Origin of the sequence: Mycobacterium sp. E2238, assembly GCF_001672665.1 — a bacterium.
Lineage (GTDB): Bacteria > Actinomycetota > Actinomycetes > Mycobacteriales > Mycobacteriaceae > Mycobacterium.
In genome coordinates, this window is sequence record NZ_LZKF01000145.1 from 15,257 (window position 1) to 39,956 (window position 24,700).

Here is a 24,700-nt window from a genome sequence, read left to right on the forward strand (position 1 = left end):
GACCGCACACCGACGGCCGGCCGGGGTAGGACGAGCGGCTACTTCTGTTCGTAGATGCCGTGAATAACGGCGCGCGCGATCGCGTGCTGGAACAGGTTGAAGCCGAGGTACGCCGGGCTGGCGTCCTCGCCGAGGTCCAGCTTGTCGACGTCCACGGCGTGCACCGCGATGTAGTAGCGGTGCGGCCCGTGCCCGGGCGGCGGCGCGGCACCGATGTAGCGGCGCATCCCGGCGTCGTTGACGAGAGTCAGGGCGTCACCGGGCAGGTCGCTGCCGTCCCCCGCGCCCGCGGGCAGTTCGGTGACGTCGGCCGGCAGGTTGGCCACCGCCCAGTGCCAGAATCCCGAGGCCGTCGGGGCATCGGGGTCGTAGACGGTGACGGCGAAGCTACGGGTCTCGCCTGGGAACCCCGACCAGCTCAACTGCGGGCTGACATCTTCTCCGCCCGCGCCCATGATCCCGCTGACCTGTGGCTTGGCCAGCGACTGGCCGTCGGTGATCGAGTCCGACGTCAGGGTGAACGTCGGCAGCTGCGGCAGCGCGGCGTACGGGTCGGGCGCGGTGCTCATGAGCGATCCTCTCGTTACGTGTCGTGTCTTTCAGCAGTGTGTCAGGAAGTGTGCCAGCACCTCGGTGCCGAACCTCAGCGCGTCAACGGGTACCCGCTCGTCGACACCATGGAACAACGCGGTGAAATCGAGGTCTGGCGGCAACCGCAGCGGGCTGAAACCGAAACAACGAATACCCAAGCGCGCGAACGATTTTGCGTCGGTGCCACCGGAGAGCATGTAGGGCACCGTGCGGCCGTCCGGGTCGAGGGCCAGCACGGCCGCGTTCATGGCGTCCACCAGGTCGCCGTCGAAGCTCGTCTCATACGACGAGAAGTTCTTGATCCATTCCCGTGTGACGTCCGGGCCGAGCAGTTCGTCGACCTCGGCCTCGAACGCCTCCTTGCGGCCCGGCAGGATTCGGCAATCCACCACCGCTTCCGCGACGGCCGGGACGACGTTCGCCTTGTACCCCGCCTTGAGCATCGTCGGGTTCGCGGTGTCGTGCAGCACGGCCTTGAGCATGCGGGCCATCGGGCCGAGCTTTTCGACCGCCCCCGCCAGGTCGCCCGACTCGACGTCGAACGTCAGCCCGGTCTCCTCGCTGACCGCCGCCAGGAACTGGGCGACGGTGTCGGTCACCACGAGGGGAAACTGGTGCCGGCCCAACCGGGCGACCGCCTCGGCGACGGCGGTGACGGCGTTGCGGTCATGCACCATCGATCCGTGTCCGGCCGGCCCGCGGGCGGTCAGCCGCATCCAGGACAAGCCCTTCTCGGCGGTCTCGATCAAATAGAGCCGGCGTTCGCCGCCGTCGCGGCGGGGCACGGTCAACGAGAAGCCGCCCACTTCTCCGATCGCCTCCGTGACGCCTTCGAACAGGTCGGGCCGGTTGTCGACCAGCCATTGCGCCCCGAAGGTGCCGCCGTGTTCCTCGTCGGCGAGGAAGGCGAACACCAGGTCCCGCGGCGGCACGATCCCCGCCTGCTTCAACCGCCGGCCCACCACGATCATCATGCCGACCATGTCCTTCATGTCGACCGCGCCGCGGCCCCATACGAAGCCTTCCTTGACCGCACCCGAAAACGGGTGCACGCTCCACTCGGCCGGCTCGGCCGGCACCACGTCGAGGTGCCCATGGATCAGCAGCGCGCCGCGCGAACTGTCGGCGCCCGCGAGGCGGGCGATCACGTTGCCGCGGCCCGGGGCCCCCGACTCCACATATTGGGGCGCGTAGCCGACCTGGGCCAGCTGCTCGGCGACCCACTGCGCGCACTCGGCCTCGCCCCGCGTGGTCTCCGGTTCGCCGGTGTTGGTGGTGTCGAACCGGATCAGCCTGCTGACGACCTCGACGACGTCGTCACTTGGGCCGGTCGGGAACTCGGTCTGGGCGGTCACAACCACCTTTCCTACCATTGCCGGGGCCGCCGGGCGCGGTGCTCAGCGGCCCGGCTGGGTTGGGAGCGCGTGAGACAATCCGATAGCCTTAGCTGCCAACTCTCGTTGGTCTTGTCCGAGTGGCGGAATGGCAGACGCGCTAGCTTGAGGTGCTAGTGCCCTACTAATGGGCGTGGGGGTTCAAGTCCCCCCTCGGACACGCATGGCGCAGGGCCGCTTCTCGCGTCGGAGCTCGGGAGCGCCGGCCGTGTTGATAGAGTTATTGCTATCGGGGTCGAGAAAAGGCCTCTTCTCTGCACGTTCGACGCATGGCCAGTACGAACGATCTTCTCCCCCAACCCAGTACGCCTAGAGCCGGCGTAACGTCAGCAAGATCAACTTTCCGCGTTGACAGGTCAACCGCATGCATGATGGTGCCCACATAGGCGTCGAGATCGACCTCGACGCTTTGTGGGCGGCCGTGCCGTGCCCCACGCTGGTCATCGACCGCGAGGGAATCGTGCGGGCGCTGAGCGGGTCGGCGCAGTCCCTGCTGCCGGGCGCGACGCAGGGCGGCCAGATCAACGAGTCCGTCGACTGGCTGTCGCGCGCACACCACCGCCTCGTCCAAGTTGAACCCGGCGCGGTCGATCGAAACGCCTCCGTCGTCTCGGGAAGCGTGGGGGGTCGAAAATTCGACGCGCACGCAGCGGTGCTGCCCAGCGGCGAGGTGGCGTGGTCGCTGGTCGAGGACACCGGCCAGTTGTTACGGGAGGCGCAAGAAGCGCTGGCGCGCGAGCAGGAACGCACGGCGATCCTGCTCGAGGCGTCTTCGGTGTTGACCGCGTCGCTCAACGTCGACCGCTGCCGGGAAGCGACGGTGCAGATGGCCGCCCGGCACCTGGCGGACGCGGCGGTGCTGGTGGCTCCCGCGGGCCACGGCCGGCGGCTGCCGGTCTTCTACAGCAGTGCGGCGGGGCCCGTGGAGCAGTGCAGTGTCGGCGCCGACCCGGCGACGGTGGCGGGTTTGAGCGAGGCGCTGCACGGATTCCCGCCGGTATCCTCGGGCTGGATCGATCCCGTGACGGTCCCGGATTGGCTTGTGCCGCAACACTTCTCGGGTCCAGTGGGATCCGTGATGATCCTGACGCTGCCCGGGCACGGGGTTTCGGCGGGGGCTTTGGTGTTGCTTCGGCGCATCGATCGCCCGGGGTACAGCGCGGACGAAGAACTCTTCGCCGGCCTGTTTGCCGCGCGCGCCGGGGCGGCGTTGTCCGCCGCACGCCTCTATGCCGAACAGGCCGCCATCACCCGCACCCTGATGCGTGACCTGTTGCCTCCCCCGCTGCACGGCCTGCACGGCATCGAATTCGCTGGCGGCTACCGGGCTTCGAAGGATTACGAGGTGGTCGGCGGCGACTTCTACGACTTCCATCCCGCGGCGCGGCCCGAGGACGAGACGCTGGTGGTGCTGGGCGACGTGTGCGGCAAGGGGCTGGAAGCCGCGGTGATGACCGGCAAGATCCGCAACACGCTGCAGGCCCTGACGCCGCTGGCGCAGGACCACGAGGGTGTGCTCACGCTGCTCAACCGCGCCATGTTGTCGTCGGATCACACCCGGTTCGCCACGTTGGTCCTGGCCTCGGTCGCCTACCGGGACGGTCAGGTGGTGCTGCGGTTGACCTGCGCCGGGCATCCGCCGCCGTTGATCGTGCGCGACAACGGGCAGGTGGAAGAGGCCGACACCAAGGGCACGCTGGTCGGCGCGCTGGAGCGCATCACCGTGCAGTCGTTCGAGACTTCGCTGGCGCCGGGCGAGACGTGCGTGCTGTACACCGACGGCATCACCGAGGCCCGCGGTGGTCCGCTCGGCGATGACTTCTTCGGCGAGGAGCGCCTGGCCGCCGCACTGACCGGATGCGCGGGCATGCCGGCCGAAGCCGTCGTCGAACGCGTCCTGATGCTGGCCGCGCAGTGGGTGGGGCAACGCGTGCACGACGACATCGCGGTCGTCGCCATCACCGCCCCGCAGCGCACCCACCTCAGCGCCGTCGACGGCCACACCCGCGGCAGGTACGTGGCATGAGGTCCTACGACACCGATATGGCCGCCCCCGCTACCGGTGCCGGCGACGAACTCGTGATCCGCGAGCGGCTCTGGGGGGCCCTCGCCAACCGCGACGAGTACGCGGCGGCAGCCACCGTGTTCGCCGCGATGGATGCGGGCATGACGCCCGAGGACGTGCTGCTGGAGGTGATCGCTCCCATCCAGCACAAGGTGGGCACCGAATGGGCCGCCAACCGCATCAGCGTCGCGCAGGAGCACGCGGCCACGGCCATCAACGACCGCGTCATCGCCGCGCTGGCTCACCACCCCGCCGGCAAAGTACCCGCCCACGGCGGCCGGGTCACTCTCGCGTGCGTGGACGGCGAATGGCACGCTTTGCCCGCCCGGCTGCTGGCAGAGGTGCTGCGACTGCGCGGCTGGCACGTCGACTTCCTCGGGGCGCAGGTCCCGACCCCGCACCTGATCGCCCACCTGCACCAGCACGGACCGGACGTCGTGGCGCTCTCCTGCTCGATCCCCACCCGGCTGCCCAACGCGCACGCCGCGATCATCGCGTGCCAGTCCGCCGGTTTCCCCGTCCTGGCCGGCGGGGCCGCCTTCGGCCGCGACGGCCGTTTCGCCAGGCAGCTGGGGGCCGACGCGTGGGCGCCCGACGCGCGGACCGCCGACGAACGCCTGCGCCGCGAATTCCCCGCCGTTCGGCGCACTTTCAGCCGACAGCCGGTCGATGACCTGCCACATCTGGCCGACCAGGAGTACACCATGGTGAGCCGGAGCGCGGGTCAGCTTGTCAAGTCCACCGTCGCCGATTTGGAGGACCGCTTTCCCGCCATGCGCGCCTACTCCACACCGCAGCGCCAGCACACCGTCGAGGACGTCGCGCACATCGTCGACTTCCTCACCGTCGGCCTGTACACCGACGACGACGCGTTGTTCGCCGACTTCGTCACCTGGACCGCCGACATTCTCGCCGCCCGGGGCGTTCCCGCGGCATCGCTTCACCCCGCGTTGGATTTGCTGGACGCGCAACTCAAGGAGTTCCCACGCAGCCAGCGCCTGCTGCGGGTAGCAAACGATGCCCTCGCCACCGTCGCCGGCCCGGGAGCGTCACGATGAACCTGTTCCTGAGCGTCGCCACGACGGAAAGATCGGCGTGCGTACAGGTCTCCGGCGACCTGGTCTACGAAACCGTCGACGCCATGGTCGACGCCGCCGGTCAACTACTCGGCCGCCACCCCGCCCTGGCAAACCTGCATCTCGACCTCTCCGGACTGGCCTTCTGCGATTCCGCGGGCCTGTCCGCCCTCCTCCTCGTGCATCGCCACAGCTGTCAGGCGGGTGTGCGCCTGCACCTTGACCACCGGCCGCGATTCCTCGATCGCATCCTGGACGTGACCGGTACGTTCGAGCATCTCGTGACAGCGCCGGCCTCGAATGCGAGCCAGAACGCCCCGGGAGAAACCGGGGTTCGCTGACCGGCGCGGCCGCCACGAAAGCCCGTAGGGTGGAATGCGACCGATGACACCCAATGGATTCCTCCGGCGCACTGCGACGCGCACGTTCCGTGACCGTCGCGAGGCCGGTCACGCGCTGGCCGAGCAGCTGATGTCCTACCGCGACAGGGATGACGTGCTGGTCTTCGGGTTGGCCCGCGGCGGCGTCCCGGTGGCGTGGGAGATCGCCGCGGCGCTGCACGCCCCCCTGGATGTGTTCCTGGTCCGCAAGCTCGGGGTGCCGCGCTGGTCGGAGCTCGCGATGGGCGCGGTGGCCAGCGGCGGCGGCCTGGTGATGAACGACGACGTCGTTTCCAGCTTGCGCATCACCGACGAAGAAGTACGCGACGTGATCGAGAGCGAGACAACGGAACTCGCCCGCCGCGAGAACGCGTATCGGGGCGGGCGTCCGGTGTCCGACCCCCGCGGCAAGGTGGTGATCCTGGTGGACGACGGGATCGCCACCGGCGCCAGCATGCTGGCCGCCGTCCGAGCGGTGCGAGCCGGCAGGGCCGGCTCGACGCCCAAAAAGATAATTGTCGCGGTTCCGGTAGGACCGCCGTCGACCTGCCGCGAGCTCGGGCTCGAGGCCGACGAGGTGGTATGCGTGACGATGCCGCCCGGATTCGAAGCCGTCGGCCAGGTGTACGGCGATTTTCACCAGGTCAGCGACGACGAGGTGCGCGAGACGCTCGCCACACCCACCGGCTGAGTGCTACTTGGCGGCCTCGTCGCCGCGGCCCTCGGCCGACACCGCGGACTGTTCGGTCGCCTCCGCGTCAGCTCCGCCCGGTTCGTGCGGCGCGTCCTCGGGGTAGTCGACCGGCTCGTCGCCGGCCTCGGCCTCCTGCTGGGCCGCGCCGCCCGCGTCGCGCCGCTGCCGCTCCTGCAACGCGTCGATGATCAACAGCACCACGCCGAGCACGCTCGCGCCGATGCACACCCAGGCCACCAACTCATTGCTCGTGACCACGGCGAACACCAATGCGACGAGCCCGACCAGGGCCAGTACCAGCGCAATGATCAGCATCGGTCATCCTCCAAGCGGCGAGCGGGACAGCCAGTTCGTGTGCAGGTCCAGTGTGCCAACCGCGCAGCTTGGCGAGTGTCCGGCACGCCTGTGAGGCTAGTTGTTACCCCGATTGAATTGGTCGAATCCGCCTGCTTCGGCGCTGGAGTCGACGGGCGCCGCCGATCCGCGCTGGCCGAGCTCCTCCAGCTGCGATTCCAGGTAGGTCTTGAGCCGGGTCCGGTACTCGCGTTCGAAGGTGCGCAGCTGCTCGAGCCGGCCTTCCAGGACGGTGCGCTGCTGGTTGATCGTGCCCATGATCTCGGAGTGCTTGCGTTCGGCGTCGGCCTGCAGGGCGTCGGCCTTCTCCTGGGCCTGGCGCAGCTGGGTTTCGGAGCGGGTTTGCGCATCGGCGAGCATCGCGTCGGCGTGCTGCCGGGCGTCGGCGACCGTGGTCTCGGCGGTTTGGCGCGCCTCGGTGAGAATCTGGTCGGCGTTGGCACGGGCGTCGGCCAGCATCTTGTCCGACTCGGCCTTGGCCGTGCTGGTCAGGCGGTCGGCGGTGTCCTGCGCCAGGCTCAAGACCCGCGCGGCCTTCATGGCCTGTTCCTCGTTGCTCGCCGCGGAAGCCGCGGGGGCGGCGGGGGCGGCGACCGGCGCCGCCTTCGGGGCGGGCTCCGGCTCGGGGACGGGGATCGCCTGGGTGGGCGCGGCCGCGGGAGCGGCGCTGGCGCCACCGCCGGCAGCGAGCTCCTGGTCCAGCTCCTCGATCCGCTGACGCAGATCGCTGTTCTCTTCGATGAGCCGCGTCAGCTCGGCCTCCACCAGATCGAGGAAGGCGTCGACCTCGTCTTCGTTGTAGCCCCGCTTGCCGATCGGTGGCTTACTGAACGCCACATTGTGGACGTCGGCTGGTGTAAGCGGCATTGTTTCGTCCCCTCAAGTTCCTGTCTAACGTTCTGGAAAGTGTAGAACGCAGTGGTAGCCGTCGTGCAACTGCCGTCCATCCTGTCACACCAGGCGCGACCGTTGCTGTTTAGGCCAATAAATAAGAACCAATTTCAAACGCTCAGGGCAATAAAATCCGAAACCTAAGAATTTTTAAATCGCAGGCACCAAACCGACGCTAAAACGTGGCCGAACCGTCTCCAGGCTGGAAGGGGGCCGGCCCGAGGGCCCGTCCGGCCTACGCCGCGGCGCCGAAGGCCAGCTGCATGCCGATGAACGCGACCAGCAGCAGCACCATGATGGACAAGTCGAAACGGACCGCCCCGATGGTGAGCTGTGGGATCAGCCGCCGCAGCAACTTCACCGGCGGATCCGTGATCGACATGATGATCTCGAGGATCACCACCGTGATCCCGGTGGGATGCCAGTCACGGCTGAACGAGCGAATGAACTCGACGACGACCCGGGCGATGAGCAGCAGCCAGAAGATGAACAGCGCAAACCCAAGGATCTGAAAGAACAGCACCAACTGAAGAGCCCCGACCTTACCGATGAGATGTCAAGCGCCGCGGGCTTTCGCGGCGCCTGCCAGCGTACCGACTCCCCGCCTCGGGCCACATCTCAGCCGGTCCGGCCGTCGAAGCGGCGCCGAACCCGGCGCCGCTGAACCGCGGGTTATTGGTAAGCGTAGAAACCGGTTTCGGCGATCCGGCGACGCTCCTCGGGGGACACGTCCACGTCCGCGGGCGAGAGCAAGAACACCTTGGTCGCCACCTTGTCGAAGGAGCCGCGCAACGCGAAGGCCAAGCCGGCCGCAAAGTCGACCAGCCGCTTCGCGTCGGCGTTGTCCATGGATACCAGGTCCATGATGACCGGGGTGCCGTCGCGGAACCGCTCGCCGATGGTGCGGGCCTCGCTGTAGTCCTTGGGCCGCAGCGTGGTGATCTTCGAGAGCGGGTGGCCCTCTTCGAACATCATCGCCATCCGGCGCGGGTCCATCGCCAGCGCGCCGCGGGTGGAGTTGCGCAACCAGGACCCGAAGCGCGGCCTGCCCATCTCGGGCCGCTCGAAGTCGCGGGGGTGGACGGCGCCGTAGCGTGGCTCCTCCGCGTAGCCGCCGCGGTAACCGGTCGGCGGCGCGTAGTCGGCGGGCTCGCGCGGGTCGTCGTAGTCGCGCCCCTCGTAGCGGCCTTCCATGCGTCCGTAGCCGTCGTCGAAACGCGGCCGCGGAAAGCCGCGGGAGGGTGCGTGGTCGTCGTAATACTCGTCGTCGTAGTCGTCCATCGGGGCCATACCGAAATAGGCCTTGACTTTGTGCAGTGTGCTCATTGCGTTGACCCCTTCTAGCCCCTGATGCTTGGTGTCAGTGATGAAGATGTGACTACAGTGACTTAATACGGTGACGGTAGCGGCCGGGGACCCAATAGCGCGGTACCGACACGCACACACGTCGATCCGTGTTTGACGGCAATTTCGAAATCGTCGGACATGCCGGCGGACAGGCCGACGGCGTTCGGATGGGATTCCAGGACGCGCAGGTGCTCGGTCCGCAGCCGTTCGAAGGCCTCGTCCGGACTCGAACCCAGCGGCGGAATGCCCATCAGACCTGCCAGTTCCAGGCACTTCGCGTCCTCGGCCTGCGCGCACAATCGGTCGACCGCTCCCGGCGCCGAGATGTCGACGCCGCCCCGCGTCTCGTCGCCGTCGAGGCTGACCTGAACGTAGACCCGCATCGGATCGGAGCGGCGGCCCTCGGCCAGGGCCGCCGAAACGCCCCGGTCGAGCGCGCTGACGAGGTGGGAGCTGTCCACCGAGTGGGCGGTGTGCGCCCAGCGGGCAACCGACCGGGCTTTGTTTCGCTGAATGTGGCCCACCATGTGCCAGCGCAGGGGAGGCACGTCCGCCCGTGACGAAGCCGCCAAAAGTTTCGTGACTTCGCTCACTTTTGCCGACGCTTCCTGGTCCCGCGATTCGCCGACGGCCCGGCAACCCAATCGCGACAAAGTCACGACATCGGTTGCTGGAAAGAATTTGGTAATCGGCAGGAGTTCGATTTCCCCGACATTGCGACCCGCGGCTTCCGCTGCCGCCGCAAGGCGCGAACGCACCGCCGCTAATGCGTGGGTCAATTCCGTTTCCCGGTCGCTGTGACCCTCCGGCGCCCCCATCGCAGTCACTCCATCCACACCAGCGAGGCGAGCCGCCCGGTTGGGGCGTCCCGGCGGTGACTGAACAACGTCGGGTCGGCCACGGTGCAGCGCGGATCGATGTCGATGGCCGTGACGCCCAATTGCTTTAGCTGGCCAGCGATTCCGGCCCGAAGGTCGAGCCCGGGAGTGCCCGCCGCGGTCGTGGTGCGGCTGCCGGGCAACGCGACCTCCACCTCGTCGGCCATGGCCGCGGGCACCTCGTAGTTGCGCCCGCTGACCGCCGGACCCAGCAGGGCCGAGATGTCCTCGACATGCGCGCCCAGCCTCAGCATCGTCTCAACGGTGCGGGCCACCACCCCGAGCTGCGCGCCGACGCGGCCCGCATGCACCGCCGCGGCCACCCCGGCGCGTACGTCGCCCAACAGCACCGGCACACAGTCGGCCGTCACCACGGCCAGCGCCAGTCGCGGGGTGCTGGTCACCAACGCGTCGGTGCCGTCGACGGCATCCCGGGGTCCGTCGACCACCTCGACCCGATCACCGTGGACCTGGTTCATCCACACCACGCGGTCGGGGCCCAGGCCGATGGCGGCGGCCAGTCGGTTCCGGTTGGCGGCGACGGCAGCCGGATCGTCACCGACGTGGTCGCCGAGGTTGAAGGTGTCGAACGGTGGTCCCGAGACACCGCCCGCGCGGCTGGTGGTCACCCGCCGGATGCGCACGCTCACCTTTTCAGTATCCGGAGTGCACCGCCTGCCAGCGGGCAGCGCCATCCGGCGCCTATCTTTCGTGGCCGGTTTGTCGCGCACTGGCAAGCGAATCGAGACTCTCAGCGGCGCATGAACGGCGGCACGTCGACGTCGTCGTCGTCACCGCCGATATTCAGCGTGGCGCCGTTGGTGTGGACCGGCACGCTGACGGCGTCGACGGGTTCGAACAGCGTCGAGGTGAGCTTGCCGGCCTTCGCCGACTCGATCCGGTGCGCCCCGCCCTTCTCCGCGGCAGTGCCTCCCACCACGGGCTTGCGGCCGGCGCCTGCGGCGTCGAAACCCGCCGCGATGACCGTGACGCGCACCTCGTCACCCAACGAATCGTCGATGACCGTGCCGAAGATGATGTTGGCGTCCTGATGGGCGGCGTCCTGCACCAGCGAGGCCGCCTCGTTGATCTCGAACAGGCCCAGGTCACTGCCGCCGGCGATCGACATCAGCACGCCGTGGGCGCCCTCCATCGAGGCTTCCAGCAGCGGTGAGTTGATCGCGATCTCGGCCGCCTTGAGCGAGCGTCCTTCGCCGCGCGCGGAGCCGATGCCCATCAGCGCGGTGCCCGCGCCGGACATGATGCCCTTGACGTCGGCGAAGTCGACGTTGATCAGGCCGGGGGTGGTGATCAGGTCGGTGATGCCCTGCACGCCGTTGAGCAGCACCTCGTCCGCGCTGCGGAACGCGTCCATCAAGGACACGGCGGCGTCGCCCATCTGCAGCAGCCGGTCGTTGGGGATCACGATGAGGGTGTCGCAGCTCTCGCGCAACGCGGAGATGCCACTCTCGGCCTGGTTGCCGCGCCGCTTGCCCTCGAACGAGAACGGCCGGGTGACCACGCCGACGGTCAAGGCGCCCAGCTTGCGCGCGATGCTGGCCACGACCGGCGCGCCGCCGGTGCCCGTCCCGCCGCCCTCGCCGGCGGTGACGAACACCATGTCCGCGCCGCGCAGCAGCTCCTCGATCTCGTCCTTGGCGTCCTCGGCGGCCTTGCGGCCGACCTCCGGGTCCGCGCCGGCGCCCAGCCCGCGGGTGGAGTCGCGGCCCACGTCGAGCTTGACGTCGGCATCGCTCATCAACAGCGCCTGCGCGTCGGTGTTGATCGCGATGAACTCCACGCCCTTGAGGCCCTGCTCGATCATTCGGTTCACGGCGTTGACGCCGCCGCCACCGATACCCACGACCTTGATCACGGCCAGGTAGTTATGCGGGGGGGTCATCATTCGTTTTCCTCCCTGGTGGGCTCAGTTCTGCGCGACGGGTTTCCTCCCGAGCGTCCGCGGTCCTCCCTGGCAAACCCTCAACCTCAACCATAGAGTTAGAGTTATGTCAAGTAGTTCCGCGCAACCAGAACGGTATGGGTATGGCGCGCCCTAACCCCGCAGGCGCGCCGACGCGCCGCCCGCAAATTTTTTCTGTTACGGCGGTCACAGCCGGCGTCGTTACTTCACCGTGGGAAGGTCGGGGCTCGAGACGTCGTAGGTCCGCCCGGGCTGCGTCAGCAGCGCGGCCAGCTTCTCGGCCTTCTCGTCGGTGCGATCGGTCGTCCCCCAGATGACGGTGCGGCCGTCGCCCAGCGTCAGCGTGATCGAGGCCACCGAGGGGGCCGCGACCCGGCCCACCTGACCTGCCACCTCGGGCCGCAGCGCGGTCAGCACCTGCAGCGCGGCCTTGGTCGCCGGGTCGTTCGGGCCCGGGTCGGCGACATCGAGATACGGCAGCGCCGGCGGCGGCGGACCGGTCGCGAAATCGACGCCGTCACGGTCGAAGAGGTGCGGGCCGTCGGGAAAGTCCTTCACCGCCACCGGAACTCGCTCGACGATGGTGATGCGCAGCGCCGACGGATACTGCCGCTGCACCCGCGCGCTGGCCACCCGCCGGATCGCCGCCACCCGGTCGGCTACCTGGTTGGTGTTGATCTGCAGCAGCGGCGTCCCCGGGCGCACCCGCGCCGCGTCCAGCACCTCTTCCCGGGTCACCACCCCGGTGCCGACCACGACGATGTTGCGGGCCGACATCGCGGGCGTGAAGTAGAGGATGAGCGCGAGCCCGATCCCGAGGACGACCAGCAAGACCGTGACCAACAGCATCTTCAAGCCACGGACCACGCCCCGCGCGACGGGTTTGGGCTCGTCGGCCGTGCGGCCGGTGACCCGGCGTTTGGCCTCCCGGCGGGCCTCTTCGATGGCGGTGGCACGCTCCTGCGCGGCCCGCCGTTCGGCCCTTTCGCGGCGGGCCCGCCGGCGTGGCCCCTCGAATTCGTCCGGAGTGACCGGGGTTTCGGCCCCGGGCCCCCCGACGAACAGCGGTTCGGTGACGTCGTCCCCGGCGGGCTCGCCCACGTGCAGATTGCCCGCGTCTTCGGCCGACCGCTCCGCGGCCCGCATCGACGCCGGTCGGTCGGCGTCGTTCGGCTGGGTCATCGCAACACTCCCGGGCGGCCGGGCGCGCTGCGGTTGTCCCGCGCCCGCAGCGCGGTCACGATCTCCGGCCCGAGCAAGGTCACGTCGCCCGCACCCATGGTGACGATGACGTCGCCCGGCCCGGCCGCCGCGGCCACCTGCTCGGCCACGGCCGAGAAGTTGGGCAGGTAGCGCACCGGCGCGCTGACGTGCTCGGCGACGCTGGCGCCGCTGACGCCGGCGAGCGGTTGCTCGCGCGCGCCGTAGACGTCGAGGACGAACACCTCGTCGGCCGCATCGAGCGCGCGCCCGAACTCCGCGGCGAATTCCTTTGTGCGCGAATACAAATGGGGCTGGAAAACCACCAGGCTGCGACCACCGCCGCTCTGCTCGAGGACCGTGCGGACCGCCGCCAGGGTGGCGCTGATCTCGGTGGGATGGTGGGCGTAGTCGTCGAAGACGCGCACCGAACCGGCGTTGCCCACGAGTTCGAACCGGCGGCGCACCCCCTCGAAACCGGCCAGCCCGTCGAGCACCGAGTCGACCGGTGCGCCGATCTCGATCGCCGCCAGTAGCGCGCCCAACGCGTTGAGCGCCATGTGCCGTCCGGGCACCGAAAGCCGCATCACCCGGGGGTACTTCTCGCCAGCCAGCTGGACGTGCGCGACCGCCTCGGTGCCCTGCTGCTCCCAGGACAACAGGGTGGCGGCGTGGTCCTTCTCCGGCGCGGATCCGTAGCGCAGCACCCGAATTCCCAGCTCGGCGGTGCGCTCCGCCAGCGCGGCCGCGCCCGGGTCGTCGACGCACACCACCAGCGCTCCCCCCGGCGCGAGCCGCTCCACGAAGGCGTCGAACACGCCGACGTAGGCGTCGGCGCTCCCGTAGAAGTCCAGGTGATCGGCCTCGATGTTGGTGACCACCGCGACGTTGGGCGTGTACTCGAGCAGCGAGCCGTCGCTTTCGTCGGCCTCGGCCACGAAGCAATCGCCGCTGCCGTGATGGGCGTTGGTGCCGGCCTCCCCCATCTCGCCGCCGACCGCGAACGACGGGTCACGTCCGCAGTGCTGCAGCGCCACGATCAACATCGACGTCGTCGTGGTCTTGCCGTGCGTGCCGGTGACCATCAGCGTCGTGCGCCCGTCCATCAACCGGGCCAGCACCGCGGGCCGCAGGATCACCGGGATGCCGCGCCGTCGGGCTTCGACGAGCTCGGGGTTGGTCTTCGGGATGGCGGCGTGGGTGGTGATGACCGCGGTGGGGCCGCCCGGCAGCAGGTCGAGCGATGACGCGTCGTGGCCGATGCGGATCGACGCGCCCCGGGCCCGCAACGCGTGCACCCCGCGCGACTCCTTGGCGTCCGACCCGGATACCAGCGCGCCGCGGTCCAGCAGGATGCGGGCGATGCCCGACATGCCGGCTCCGCCGATGCCCACCATGTGCACCCGCTGCAGCTCGGGCGGCAGCTGCTCGGCGTTCACCGTCGCCCTCCCGCCGCTGCCTTCCTGGCGATATCCAGCGCCGCCTGTGCCACTTGGCGCGCCGCGTCGGGGTGCCCCACGCGCGCGGCGGCCGCCGTCATCGCGGCCAACCGCGGCGGGTCGTTGAGCAGCCCGGCCACCTCGCGGGCGACCAGCTCCGGCGTCAAGGCGGCGTCGGCGACCACCATGCCGCCCCCGGCGTTGACCACGGGCAGCGCATTGAGCCGCTGCTCGCCGTTGCCGATCGGCAGGGGCACATAGATGGCCGGCAATCCGACCGCCGAGACCTCGGCGACGGTCATCGCGCCCGAACGGCAGATCGCCAGGTCGGCGGCGGCGTAGGCCAGGTCCATCCGGTCGAGATAGGGCACCGCCACGTACGGCGGGTCACCCGGTTGGCTCTGCCGCAGCTCGAGGGTGTTTTTCGGTCCGTGCGCGTGCAGCACCGAGACGCCCGCGGCGGCCAGGTCGGCGGCGGCGGCGGACACGGCCCGGTTCAGCGACACGGCACCCTGCGAGCCGCCGAACACCAGCAACACCCGCGCGTCGTCGGCGAAGCCGAAGTGCCTGCGCGCCTCGGCGCGCAGGGCGGCGCGGTCCAGCGAGGTGATGGCCTCCCGCACCGGTATGCCGACCACCTCGGCGCGCGGCAGGCCGCAATCGGGCACCGCGGAGAGCACCCGGTCGGCACGGCGGGCGCCGACCCGGTTGGCCAGCCCGGCGCTGGCGTTGGCCTCGTGGATCAACACCGGGACCCGGCGCCTGCGGCCGAGGCCGCGGGGAATCCCGCGGGCGGCGAGGTACGCCGGTAGCGCCACGTATCCGCCGAACCCGATGATGACGTCGGCGTCGACCTCGTCGAGCACGGCCCGGACCTCCCGGACCGCGCGCCATACCCGCGGGGGCAGCCGGGCCAGGTCGCCGGTGGGCTTGCGCGGCAACGGCACCGGCGTGATCAGCTCGAGGTGGTAACCGCGCTCGGGCACCAGCCGGGTCTCCAGCCCGCGGTGGGTGCCCAGCGCGGTGATGCGCACCTGCGGGTCGAGCGCGCTCAGCGCGTCGGCGACCGCCATCGCGGGCTCCACATGGCCGGCGGTGCCACCGCCGGCCAGCACGACCGACAGCGGCTTGGAAGGCTTAAGAGCCGACAACGCGGCACCGGCGGGCTGGGGGGTTGCCCCCAGCCCGCCGGCCGGCTTGCTGACCGTGTCGTTCACCCGTAACGCTGACCTTCCAATGCGCGAGCGCGCCGTGCTTGACGCTGGCCGGCGTATCGCTGGCCAGATCCATGATGCACCGCCCTGCGGGCCGGCCGGGCGGCTGTACGGGAGAAGGCCGGCCGCAGCGGTTCCTGGGCCTTGACGGAGGCCTTGCGGGAACGCTTGGGGGCGGGCGCCTGGGCGGCCTTTCGGGTGCCGTTGCGCGAAGGGGCGCCCTTGGCCGGTTGCTTGCCGCCGCGCTTACGGTCGCGGAACGACTCCAGCCGGGTCGGCGCGTACGGCTGGGGCAGCGGCAGTCGCAGGAACCGGTTCACCTTGTCGTCGCGGCCGGCGCGCAGGGCCGCCACCGCCTCGGGCTCGTGACGGGCCGCGTTGGCCATGATCCCGATCATGAAAAGCGTTGCCGCCGTGGAGGTTCCGCCCGCGGAGATGAGGGGCAGCTGAATCCCGGTCACCGGCAGGATCCCGATCACGTAACCGATGTTGATGAACGCCTGGCCCAGCACCCACATCGTCGTGGTGGCGGTCAGCAGCCGCAGAAACGGGTCGGCCGAGCGGCGGGCGATGCGCATCCCGGTGTAGGCGAACAACCCGAACAGGACCAGCAGGCCGAACGCGCCGACGAAGCCCAATTCCTCGCCGATGATCGCGAAGATGAAGTCGTTGTGGGCGTTGGGCAGGTAGTTCCACTTGGCCACGCCCTGGCCCAGGCCGTCGCCGAAGATGCCGCCGTGCGCCAGGGCGAACTTCGCCTGGCGGGCCTGGTAGCCGGTGTCCATGGGGTCGTTCTCGGGGTTCATCCAGGACTTCACCCGGTCCGAGCGGTAACCCGCGGACATGGCCAGGATCGCGCCGGCCATGAAGACCGCCAGCAGCGAGGTGGCGAAGACGCGCAGCGGCAGGCCGGCGTACCACAGCAGCGCCAGCAGGATGATGCCCAGCGACACCGTCTGCCCCAGGTCGGGCTGGGCCACGATCAGCGCCAGCGCGATGACCGCGGCCGGCACCAGCGGGATGAGCATCTCGCGCAGCGACGCCCGCTCCCCCCGGCGGGCCGCCAGCAGATGGGCACCCCAGATCGCGAAGGCGATCTTGGCCAGCTCGGACGGCTGCATGGAGAAGCCGGCGATGACGAACCACTTCCGCGACCCGTTGGCCAGGTTTCCGATGCCCGGCACCAGCACGAGCACCAACAGGATGACGGTGACGACGTAGCCGGTGAAGGCGACGCGGCGGATGAACCGCACCGACATGCGCATCGAGGCGTAGCAGGCGACCAGGCCGATCACCGTCCACAACACCTGCTTGCCGAAGATCACCCACGCCGACCCGTCGGCGTCGTAGGACCGCACACCCGACGCCGAGAGCACCATGATCAGACCGAGCGTGGTCAGCAGCCCGGTCACCGCGATGATGAGGTGGAAAGAGGTCATGGGCCGGCTCAGCCAGGCCCCGAACCGGTTGCGCTCTCCGGTTTTGGCCTGCGCTTTTGCAGCCGGCTTGGCCTCGGACGTGCCGGCCGTGTCCACGGGGCCGGTCGCCTCGTCGGCGTCGGCCTCTCCCGGCTCGGCCGCGGCGGCGTCGGCGGTCGCTTCGGTTGCCTTGCCCCGGCGCCTCAGCCGGGCCAGCGGATTACCCACGCCCGCCTACCGGGTGGCCGCGCGGACGGCGGCGGCGAAGGCGTCGCCACGGTCGGCATACCCGCTGAACTGGTCGAACGACGCGCCGGCCGGGGCCAGCAACACCGTGTCGCCGGGCCGGGCCAGGTCGCGGGCCGCGGCCACCGCCGCGGTCATGACGGAAGTGCCGAGGCCGCCGCCCGAATGTTTCACTTCTGTCACATTTGCACCAGTGGCCACAGCCGTCGCATTCATATCAGCATCCTCGCCTGTCACAACCTGGACGACGGGGACATCCGGCGCGTGTCGCGATAACGCCTCCGCAACCTCTTCGCGATCTCGGCCGATGAGCACCGCGCCCACCAGCCGGGGGGCCATCCTGGCGACCTCCGCGTCCACCGATGCGCCCTTGAGCAAACCGCCCGCTACCCACACCACGCGCGGGTACGCCAGCACGGACGCCTCGGCGGCGTGCGGGTTGGTGGCCTTCGAGTCGTCGACGTAGGTGATCCCGTCGGCGACCGCGACCACCTCGGCCCGGTGCCGGCCCACCCGGAACGACGCGATCGCCTCGGCGATCGCGTCGGCCGGCACACCGACGCTGCGCGCCAGCGCCGCCGCGGCAAGCGCATCGAGGATGCCGACGGGCCCCGGGACCGGGATCGTCTCGACGGGCAGCAGCGCGAGGTCGTCGGCGAAGGCGCGGTCGATGAGTTGGCCGTCGCGCACGCCCAATTCGCCCGCCGCCGGCTCGCCGAGCCGGAAGCCGACGCGCACCGGGGCCGCGGCGGTGTCCAGCAACGCGGCCGCCCGGGCGTCGTCGAGCCCCACGACCGCCACCCGGCCGTCGAGCACCCGCGCCTTGGCCGCCGTGTACTCGGCCATGGTGGAGTGCCAATCCAGGTGGTCTTCGGCGATGTTGAGGACGACACCCGCCTCGGGCCGTACCGAGGGCGCCCACTGCAGCTGGAAGCTGGACAGCTCGACGGCCAGCAGGTCGGCGGGCGCGTCCAGGACATCGAGGACGGGATCGCCGATATTGCCGCACAACAGGCTGCTGCGGCCCGCGGCGGTCAACATCGCGTGCAGCATCGACGTCGTGGTGGTCTTGCCGTTCGTGCCGGTCACCACCAGCCAGCGCCGCGGCGGCCCGTACTGGCCCGCCGCGTCGAGCCGCCAGGCCAATTCCACGTCGCCCCAGACCGGCACTCCGGCCGCCGCCGCGGCGACCAGCAGCGGTGTGTCCGGCCGAAATCCCGGGCTGGTGACCACCAGGGCGTACTCCGCAACGCGTTGGGTGGCCACCGACGTGGTCGCGGTCGCCACGCCGGTCTCCGCGTAGCGGCGCAACGTGGCCGGGTCGTCGTCGCACAGGGTGGGCGCCGCGCCGAACCGGGCCAGGGCCGCCAGCACCGCCTTGCCGGTGACGCCGCCGCCGGCCACCAGCACGGGTGCGCCCGGCGCCAAGGGCTCGAGCCCGGGCACGTCAGGCACCGATCGCGCCCAGCCACTCACCGTAGAAGAGGGCCACGCCCAGGCCACAGGTGATCGCCGTGAGCAGCCAGAAGCGGATGATCACCGTGGTTTCGGCCCAGCCGGCCAACTCGAAATGGTGGTGGAAGGGTGCCATCCGGAACACCCGGCGCCCGGTGGTGCGAAACGCCAGGATTTGCAGCACCACCGAGGTGACCTCGGCGACGAACAGCGACCCCAGCACGACGGCGAGGATCTCGGTGCGGCTGGTCACCGAAAGGCCCGCGATGATGCCGCCCAGGGCAAGCGACCCGGTGTCGCCCATGAAAATCTTTGCGGGAGCGGCGTTCCACCACAAGAAGCCGATGCAGGCGCCCGCGGTGGCGGCCGCGACGAGCGCCAGGTCCAGCGGGTCGCGCACGTTGTAGCAGCCCAGCCCCGGCGCGGTGACGCAGGCGTTGCGGTACTGCCAGAAGGTGATCAACACGTAGGCGGCGGTGACCATCGCCATGCAGCCGGCCGCCAGCCCGTCCAGGCCGTCGGTGAAATTGACCGCGTTGGACCAGGCGCTGACGACGACCACGCAGAACAACACGAACAGCCCCGGAGCCAAAGTGACCGTGGCGATTTCGCGCACGTAGGACAGGTCCGAGCTGGCCGGTGTCAACCCGCTGCCATTGCGGAACCGCAACACCAGCACGCCGAACAGCACCGCGGCGGCGACCTGCCCGATGGTTTTCGTCGTCTTGTTCAACCCGAGGTTGCGCGACCGGCGAACCTTGATCAGGTCGTCGAGGAAGCCGACGCCACCGAGCACGGTCGCCAGGCCCAGCACCAGCAGGCCCGACGCGGAAACGCCCTCGCCGTCGAACGCCAGCCCGGCCAGGTGCGTCCCGAGGTATCCCGCCCAGATGCCGGCCAGGATCGCCACCCCGCCCATCGACGGCGTGCCGCGCTTGGCGTGATGGCTGGGCGGGCCGTCCTCGCGGGTGTGATGGCCGAAGCCTTGCCGGGTGAACAACCGAATCAGCGCGGGGGTCAACAGGATTGACACGGCGAGCGCGACGGCCACGGCGATCAGGATCTGCCTCACGCGCCCGTCCCGCCCTCGGTCACGAGCGCGTCCGCCAGCGCGCCCAGGCCGGCCGCGTTGGAGGCCTTGACCAGGATCACGTCGCCGGGCCGGACTTCGGCGCGCAGCAACGCGAGCGCGGCGTCGGCGTCGGCCACGTTGACGGCCCCCCGATCACCGGAAGCTCCCCACGAGCCCTCCATGACCGCTCCGTGGTGCATGGCGCTCATCGACCTCCCACTTCCCACGACGACAAGTCGAGACACATCTAAGCGCACCGCCAGCCGGCCGATGCGATCGTGTTCGGCCACCGCGTCGTCGCCGAGCTCGGCCATTTCGCCGAGCACCGCCCAGCTCCTGCGCTTTTCGTCGGCGCCGTGGGCGATCCAGGCCAGCGCCTGCAGCCCGGCGCGCATCGAGTCGGGGTTGGCGTTGTAGGCGTCGTCGATCACCGTGACCCCGTCCGCGCGGGTGGTCACGTGCATCCGGTGCCGCGACACCGGCCCGGCTTGCGACAGCGCGGCGGCGACCTGCTCGACGGTGGCGCCGCATTGCAGCGCGACGGCGGCGGCGCACAGCGCGTTGGCGACCTGGTGGTCGCCGTACACGCCCAGCCGCACCTCGACCGCGCTGTCCATCGCGTGCAGGGTAAAGCGGGGCCTGGCCAGTTCGTCCAGCGACACTCCGTCGGCCCAGACGTCGCTGGGACCGGAATCGGTGCGGCTGGACCGGCCGACCCGCACCACCCGCGCCTCGGTGACGTCGGCCATCGCCGCCACGATCGGGTCGTCGGCGTTGAGGACGACCACTCCGGACGACGGAACGGCTTGGGGCAGTTCGGATTTGGTGCGCGCGATGGCTTCCCGGGAGCCGAACTCGCCCAAGTGGGCGGTGCCGACGTTGAGCACCACCCCGATCGTCGGCGGGGCGATCTCCGCCAGCGCGGCGATATTGCCGGGATGGCGGGCCGACATCTCGAGGACCAGGTAGTCGGTGTCCCGCGTCGCGCGCAACACGGTCCAGGGATGTCCGAGCTCGTTGTTGAACGACCCGGGCGGGGCGATTACCTCGCCCAGCGGCTCGAGCACGGCTTTGACGAGGTCTTTGGTCGACGTCTTCCCCGACGAACCCGTGATGCCGACGATGGTCAGGCCGCCGGCGACCAGCTCCGCGGCCACCGCCTTGGCCAACTTGGCCAGCGCGGCCAGCACCGCCGCGCCCGAGCCGTCGGTGTCGTGTTCGAGCACCCCGGCCAGGCCGCCATCGGCGCGGGCGGCCGCCGCCGGAGGCACCACGATGGCCGGCACCCCCACCGGCCGGGCGGCCAGCACGGCCACCGCGCCGGCCGCCACCGCCGCGCCCGCGTAGTCGTGCCCGTCGGCGTGGGCCCCCGGCAGCGCGAGGAACAGCCCGCCGGGACCGACGGCGCGCGAGTCGAATTCGACGGTGCCGGTGACGCGGAGCCCCGCGGCGGCCTGCGGCGAGATGTCGGCCAGCGTTCCGCCCACGATGTCGGCGACCTGCGCGACGGTCAGGTCGATCATTGCCGCGCCTTCAGCGCCCGGGCCAGCTCCACCCGATCGTCGAAGGGACGGACCTCCCCCGCCGCGCGCTGGCCGGTTTCGTGGCCTTTGCCCGCCACCAGGACCACGTCGCCCGGCCCGGCCCAGGCCACCGCGTGTTCGATCGCCGCGCGCCGGTCGCCGATCTCGACCACCTCGGCCGCACCGCGGCTCTCGGCCACCCCGGCCAGGATCTCGCGGCGAATGGCGGCGGGGTCCTCGCCGCGCGGGTTGTCGTCGGTGACGACGACCAGGTCGGCCAGCTCGGCCGCGGTCGCGCCCATCGGCGCCCGCTTGCCCGGGTCGCGCTCGCCGCCGGCGCCGAACACCACCGCCAGCCGGCGCCCCGGTCGCGCCAGGGTGGTCAGCACCGCCCGCAGCGCGCCCGGCTTGTGGGCGTAGTCGACCAGCGCGAGGAAATCCTGGCCGCAGTCGATGTCTTCCATGCGACCGGGCACCCGGGTTTCCAGCAGCCCCGGCGCCGCCTGCTCCGGTGACACGCCCACCGCATCCAAAATCGCCAGCGCGACAAGGCAATTGGCGATGTTGTAATGCCCCGGCAGCCGAATGCCCACCCGATGGCGCACGCCGGCGGGATCGATCGCGGTGAACTGCTGCCCTCCGGCACCCAGCGGGATCACGTCCATGGCGCGCCAGTGCGCGGGCTGGTCGCCGGTGCTGACGGTGATCGCGTCACCGGCGCGGGCGGCCATGGCGCGCCCGGCGTCGTCGTCGACGCAGACCACGACCCGGCGGGCCCGCAGCGGCGACGCCGGATCGAACAGCCTCGCCTTGGCCTCGAAGTAGTCCGCCATGGTGGGGTGAAAGTCGAGGTGGTCGCGGGACAGGTTGGTGAAAGCGCCCACCGCGAACCCGGTGCCGTCCACCCGGCCCAGCGCCAGCGCGTGGCTGGACACCTCCATGACGACGGTGTCGACGCCGCGCTCGGCCATCGCCGCGAACATGGCCTGCAGCGCGGGGGCCTCCGGGGTGGTCAGCGCGCTCGGAACGTCGGCGCCGTCGATGCGGATGCCGACGGTGCCGATCAGCCCGGCCGTGCGCGCGGCCGCGCGCAACCCGGATTCGACCAGATACGTCGTGGTGGTCTTGCCGGAGGTTCCGGTGATCCCGACCACCGTCGTCCGCTCCGACGGGTGCCCGTACACCGTGGCGGCCAGGGCGCCGAGCACGCTGCGGGGCGCCGGGTGCACGAGCGTCGGGACGGCCGATGCCGACGCACCCATCTCCGCGACCCCGGCGGCGTCGGTCAGGACCGCGACGGCGCCCTTCTCGATCGCCTCGGCCGCGTAGCGCGCCCCGTGCGTCGAGGCGCCCGGCAGCGCGGCGAACAGGTCGCCGGGCCGCACGTCCTGGCCGCGCAGCGTCACCCCGGTGACGGCCACGTCGGGCACCGCCGCGCCGCGGTCGGCGAGCACCGCCCCGACCTGGGCCGCCAGCGCGGGCAGGGGCGTGCCAGCGCCGGCGCTGGGGCGCAAATCAGTGGGCACGGCACACCTCCCGTCCACGCGCGTGGTCCTCATGATCGGCCATGACACCCTACCGAGGAGCGGCGGGCGCGCGGTCTCCCCGCGCCCACGCGGGCGTCACCGGGCCTTACGCGATTCGAGCAGCGGCAGAAAGATGGTGTCGACGATGTCCACGATGGTGTGGTCGGACAGGGGTTGCAGCGTCATCATGATCTCGTAGCGAAACAACTCCACGGGCACCCGCGCGATCCGTTCCGTGACCTGTTCCGGCTGGATCTCGCCACGGTCGATGGCCCGCTGGAGAACCTGTTCCAACACCGCGTCGCGGTCGCCGAGTACGAACGCCCTGAGGTCGGCCAGGCTGCGGCCGGTCTGCTCGTAGAAGCCGCCCAGCCGGGTCATCAACGCCACCGCCAACCCCACCCTGAGCTTGTTGGCCTGCCGAAGCAGTTCGATGACGTCGCCGCGCAGGCTGCCCGTGTCGGGTACGACGACGACATCCTTTCGCACCTCGTGCGCCAGCGCGGCGAGCACGAGCTCCTGCTTGTTGGGCCAGCGCCGGTACAGCACCGCGCGACTCGTGCCCGCCCGCACGGCCACGGCATCCATCGTCATGTCGTCATAACCGCGTTCGGTCAGCTCGGTCCACGCGGCGTCCAGCAACGCTTCCTCCAACGCGGGGCCGCGGCGACGACGGTTCGGACCGGTCGCATTAAGAGACATTGCGTTTCCTATCAGCCGGACCTATGGTCATAGGATACGGCATGTATCTTATTTGAAGGAGGGGAACCAGATGCGGATTCTCGTTTCCGGCGCCGGAATCGCGGGCCTGAGCGTGGCCATCGACCTGGGCGCCGACGGCCACGACGTCACCATCGTCGAGCGCGCCAACCATCTGCGGGTCAACGGATCCCCCATCGACATTCGCGGCGACGACGCCATTCGCATCGCCGACAAGATGGGGGTGCTCGGACAAATTCTCGACCGCCGGGTCGACATGAGCGAGCGCGTGCAATTCGTCGACGCGGACGGCGCCGTCGTGGCCGAACCGCCACTCGATGAGATCAACGACTCGTCCGACGACATCGAGATTCCCCGCGAAGACCTCACCAACATCCTCTACAACCGCCTGGGGCCGGCGACGGAGGTGCGATTCGAAGAATCGATCGCCGAACTCGAAGCCGACGACCGCGGTGTGGACGTCCGGTTCGCCTCGGGCACCCGTGAGCGCTACGAACTGGTCGTCGGCGCCGACGGGATGCACTCGGCCGTGCGCCGCCTGACGTTCGGGCCCGAACAGCAGTTTCTGCGCCACCTCGGCTTCTACGTCGCCCTGGCCGCCCTGCCGAATTACACGCCCAACGGCCGCATCAACCCGATGTACAACTTCCCGGGTCACCTGATCGGCATCGCCGCCTACAACGACAAAGCGTTGGCGGTCTTCATGTTTCGATCGGACTGGATCGAATACGATTACCACGACCTGGACGCCCAGAAGCGAATCCTCACCGACGCCTTCGCCGGACACACCGAATGGCGAATCCCCCAACTCCTCGATGCGGCGGTCGCGGACCCGGACCTGTACTTCGATTCCGTCAGCCAGATTCACCTGCCCGCCTGGCACCGCGGCCGCGTGGTGCTCGTCGGCGACGCCGCGCACTGCACCTCCAACCTGACCGGCCGCGGCACCAGCCTGGCTCTGACCGGCGCATGGTTTCTCGCCCAAGCTCTGCGCGACCACCCCGACGACATTCCCCCCGCGTTGCAGCAATACGACCGCGAGCAGCGAGAGCACGCGACCAGGATTCAGGCAATGGCGGCGCCCGGAGGCGACCGCCTGGTTCCGGCGACCCAACAACAGATCGACGCCCGCAACCGCGCTTTCAGGGCTCAGGGCTAAACACGGGCGCTCGACGTCCACGCCGCCGTGGGTCGGCCCGCTCCACTATCGAGTGATCGTGACGGGAGAGCCCGTCGACGACACCGTGATCGATGCCCTCGTCGACTGCGTCCTGCACCGAAGGTAGCGGCCCG

The 24,700-nt window shown here is 70.2% G+C and carries 22 protein-coding genes, 1 tRNA gene and 1 pseudogene; 6 read left to right on the forward strand and 18 right to left on the reverse strand.

All coding sequences use genetic code 11. The annotated features are described in order from the left end of the window. Window positions 1–38: 38 nt before the first annotated feature. On the reverse strand, window positions 39–569 hold the full coding sequence (locus tag A5711_RS12005) for a YbhB/YbcL family Raf kinase inhibitor-like protein (RefSeq protein WP_067946697.1): 531 nt from the start codon (window positions 567–569) through the stop codon (window positions 39–41). Between the two features lie 30 nt (window positions 570–599). Further along, on the reverse strand, window positions 600–1,964 hold the full coding sequence (locus A5711_RS12010; protein ID WP_067946699.1) for a M20/M25/M40 family metallo-hydrolase: 1,365 nt from the start codon (window positions 1,962–1,964) through the stop codon (window positions 600–602). A 95-nt stretch (window positions 1,965–2,059) separates the two neighbouring features. Here A5711_RS12010 and A5711_RS12015 point away from each other — a divergent pair. The 5 genes and pseudogenes from A5711_RS12015 to A5711_RS12035 all read left to right on the forward strand — a co-directional run. Then, window positions 2,060–2,145 (forward strand) — tRNA-Leu (locus A5711_RS12015). 204 nt (window positions 2,146–2,349) lie between these two features. Beyond that, the gene (locus A5711_RS12020) at window positions 2,350–4,011 is read left to right on the forward strand and encodes a PP2C family protein-serine/threonine phosphatase (protein WP_067946701.1); all 1,662 of its coding nucleotides are present in this window, start codon (window positions 2,350–2,352) and stop codon (window positions 4,009–4,011) included. A 17-nt stretch (window positions 4,012–4,028) separates the two neighbouring features. After that, a complete protein-coding gene (locus tag A5711_RS12025; protein ID WP_156744902.1) occupies window positions 4,029–5,108 on the forward strand; it encodes a B12-binding domain-containing protein in 1,080 nt (359 codons plus the stop codon). After that, complete coding sequence (locus A5711_RS12030) at window positions 5,105–5,467, forward strand: STAS domain-containing protein (protein WP_067946705.1); 363 nt, start codon at window positions 5,105–5,107, stop codon at window positions 5,465–5,467. The genes A5711_RS12025 and A5711_RS12030 overlap by 4 nt, the downstream gene beginning before the upstream one ends. 34 nt (window positions 5,468–5,501) lie before the next feature. Next, window positions 5,502–6,197, forward strand: a pseudogene (locus tag A5711_RS12035) (phosphoribosyltransferase); the annotation flags it as partial. Between the two features lie 3 nt (window positions 6,198–6,200). On the opposite strand, the gene A5711_RS12040 reads toward A5711_RS12035, so the two are convergent. The 16 genes from A5711_RS12040 to A5711_RS12115 form a co-directional block, all read right to left on the reverse strand. Then, window positions 6,201–6,515: a hypothetical protein gene (locus A5711_RS12040; RefSeq protein WP_067946707.1), complete on the reverse strand. Its 315-nt coding sequence runs from the start codon at window positions 6,513–6,515 to the stop codon at window positions 6,201–6,203. Between the two features lie 96 nt (window positions 6,516–6,611). Further along, the gene (locus A5711_RS12045) at window positions 6,612–7,421 is read right to left on the reverse strand and encodes a DivIVA domain-containing protein (protein WP_067946709.1); all 810 of its coding nucleotides are present in this window, start codon (window positions 7,419–7,421) and stop codon (window positions 6,612–6,614) included. 259 nt (window positions 7,422–7,680) lie between these two features. Continuing rightward, entirely contained in the window at window positions 7,681–7,971 is a 291-nt protein-coding gene (locus tag A5711_RS12050; protein WP_007170773.1) for a YggT family protein, read from the reverse strand. Window positions 7,972–8,117: 146 nt separating this feature from the next. Then, on the reverse strand, window positions 8,118–8,771 hold the full coding sequence (locus A5711_RS12055; RefSeq protein ID WP_067946711.1) for a cell division protein SepF: 654 nt from the start codon (window positions 8,769–8,771) through the stop codon (window positions 8,118–8,120). 62 nt (window positions 8,772–8,833) lie between these two features. Beyond that, complete coding sequence (locus tag A5711_RS12060) at window positions 8,834–9,610, reverse strand: YggS family pyridoxal phosphate-dependent enzyme (RefSeq protein WP_156744887.1); 777 nt, start codon at window positions 9,608–9,610, stop codon at window positions 8,834–8,836. Window positions 9,611–9,615: 5 nt separating this feature from the next. Further along, window positions 9,616–10,320 carry a peptidoglycan editing factor PgeF gene (pgeF, locus tag A5711_RS12065; protein WP_067946716.1) on the reverse strand — a complete coding sequence of 235 codons (705 nt, stop codon included), beginning with the start codon at window positions 10,318–10,320 and terminating at the stop codon, window positions 9,616–9,618. A gap of 101 nt (window positions 10,321–10,421) precedes the next feature. Beyond that, the gene (ftsZ, locus tag A5711_RS12070) at window positions 10,422–11,573 is read right to left on the reverse strand and encodes a cell division protein FtsZ (protein WP_067946718.1); all 1,152 of its coding nucleotides are present in this window, start codon (window positions 11,571–11,573) and stop codon (window positions 10,422–10,424) included. Window positions 11,574–11,795: 222 nt separating this feature from the next. Then, window positions 11,796–12,740 (reverse strand): cell division protein FtsQ/DivIB, encoded by a 945-nt coding sequence (locus A5711_RS12075; protein ID WP_067946768.1) that lies wholly within the window; start codon window positions 12,738–12,740, stop codon window positions 11,796–11,798. Between the two features lie 32 nt (window positions 12,741–12,772). After that, window positions 12,773–14,233 (reverse strand): UDP-N-acetylmuramate--L-alanine ligase, encoded by a 1,461-nt coding sequence (gene murC, locus A5711_RS12080; protein ID WP_067946720.1) that lies wholly within the window; start codon window positions 14,231–14,233, stop codon window positions 12,773–12,775. After that, complete coding sequence (murG, locus tag A5711_RS12085) at window positions 14,230–15,450, reverse strand: undecaprenyldiphospho-muramoylpentapeptide beta-N-acetylglucosaminyltransferase (RefSeq protein WP_067946722.1); 1,221 nt, start codon at window positions 15,448–15,450, stop codon at window positions 14,230–14,232. Before murG ends, murC begins: the two co-directional genes overlap by 4 nt. Then, on the reverse strand, window positions 15,447–17,093 hold the full coding sequence (ftsW, locus tag A5711_RS12090) for a putative lipid II flippase FtsW (RefSeq protein ID WP_067946724.1): 1,647 nt from the start codon (window positions 17,091–17,093) through the stop codon (window positions 15,447–15,449). Before ftsW ends, murG begins: the two co-directional genes overlap by 4 nt. Window positions 17,094–17,099: 6 nt before the next feature. Further along, window positions 17,100–18,557 carry a UDP-N-acetylmuramoyl-L-alanine--D-glutamate ligase gene (murD, locus tag A5711_RS12095; RefSeq protein WP_156744905.1) on the reverse strand — a complete coding sequence of 486 codons (1,458 nt, stop codon included), beginning with the start codon at window positions 18,555–18,557 and terminating at the stop codon, window positions 17,100–17,102. A gap of 1 nt (window position 18,558) precedes the next feature. Continuing rightward, complete coding sequence (gene mraY, locus A5711_RS12100; protein ID WP_067946726.1) at window positions 18,559–19,638, reverse strand: phospho-N-acetylmuramoyl-pentapeptide-transferase; 1,080 nt, start codon at window positions 19,636–19,638, stop codon at window positions 18,559–18,561. Continuing rightward, window positions 19,635–21,161 (reverse strand): UDP-N-acetylmuramoyl-tripeptide--D-alanyl-D-alanine ligase, encoded by a 1,527-nt coding sequence (gene murF, locus A5711_RS12105; RefSeq protein WP_067946728.1) that lies wholly within the window; start codon window positions 21,159–21,161, stop codon window positions 19,635–19,637. The genes mraY and murF overlap by 4 nt, the downstream gene beginning before the upstream one ends. Further along, on the reverse strand, window positions 21,158–22,720 hold the full coding sequence (locus A5711_RS12110; protein ID WP_067946730.1) for a UDP-N-acetylmuramoyl-L-alanyl-D-glutamate--2,6-diaminopimelate ligase: 1,563 nt from the start codon (window positions 22,718–22,720) through the stop codon (window positions 21,158–21,160). The genes murF and A5711_RS12110 overlap by 4 nt, the downstream gene beginning before the upstream one ends. Before the next feature lie 63 nt (window positions 22,721–22,783). Continuing rightward, window positions 22,784–23,389, reverse strand: a complete 606-nt coding sequence (locus A5711_RS12115) for a TetR/AcrR family transcriptional regulator (RefSeq protein WP_197500953.1) — start codon at window positions 23,387–23,389, stop codon at window positions 22,784–22,786. Window positions 23,390–23,459: 70 nt separating this feature from the next. Between A5711_RS12115 and A5711_RS12120 the strand changes: the two genes are divergently transcribed. Then, window positions 23,460–24,566 carry an FAD-dependent monooxygenase gene (locus A5711_RS12120; RefSeq protein WP_067946734.1) on the forward strand — a complete coding sequence of 369 codons (1,107 nt, stop codon included), beginning with the start codon at window positions 23,460–23,462 and terminating at the stop codon, window positions 24,564–24,566. The last annotated feature ends 134 nt before the right edge of the window (window positions 24,567–24,700 follow it).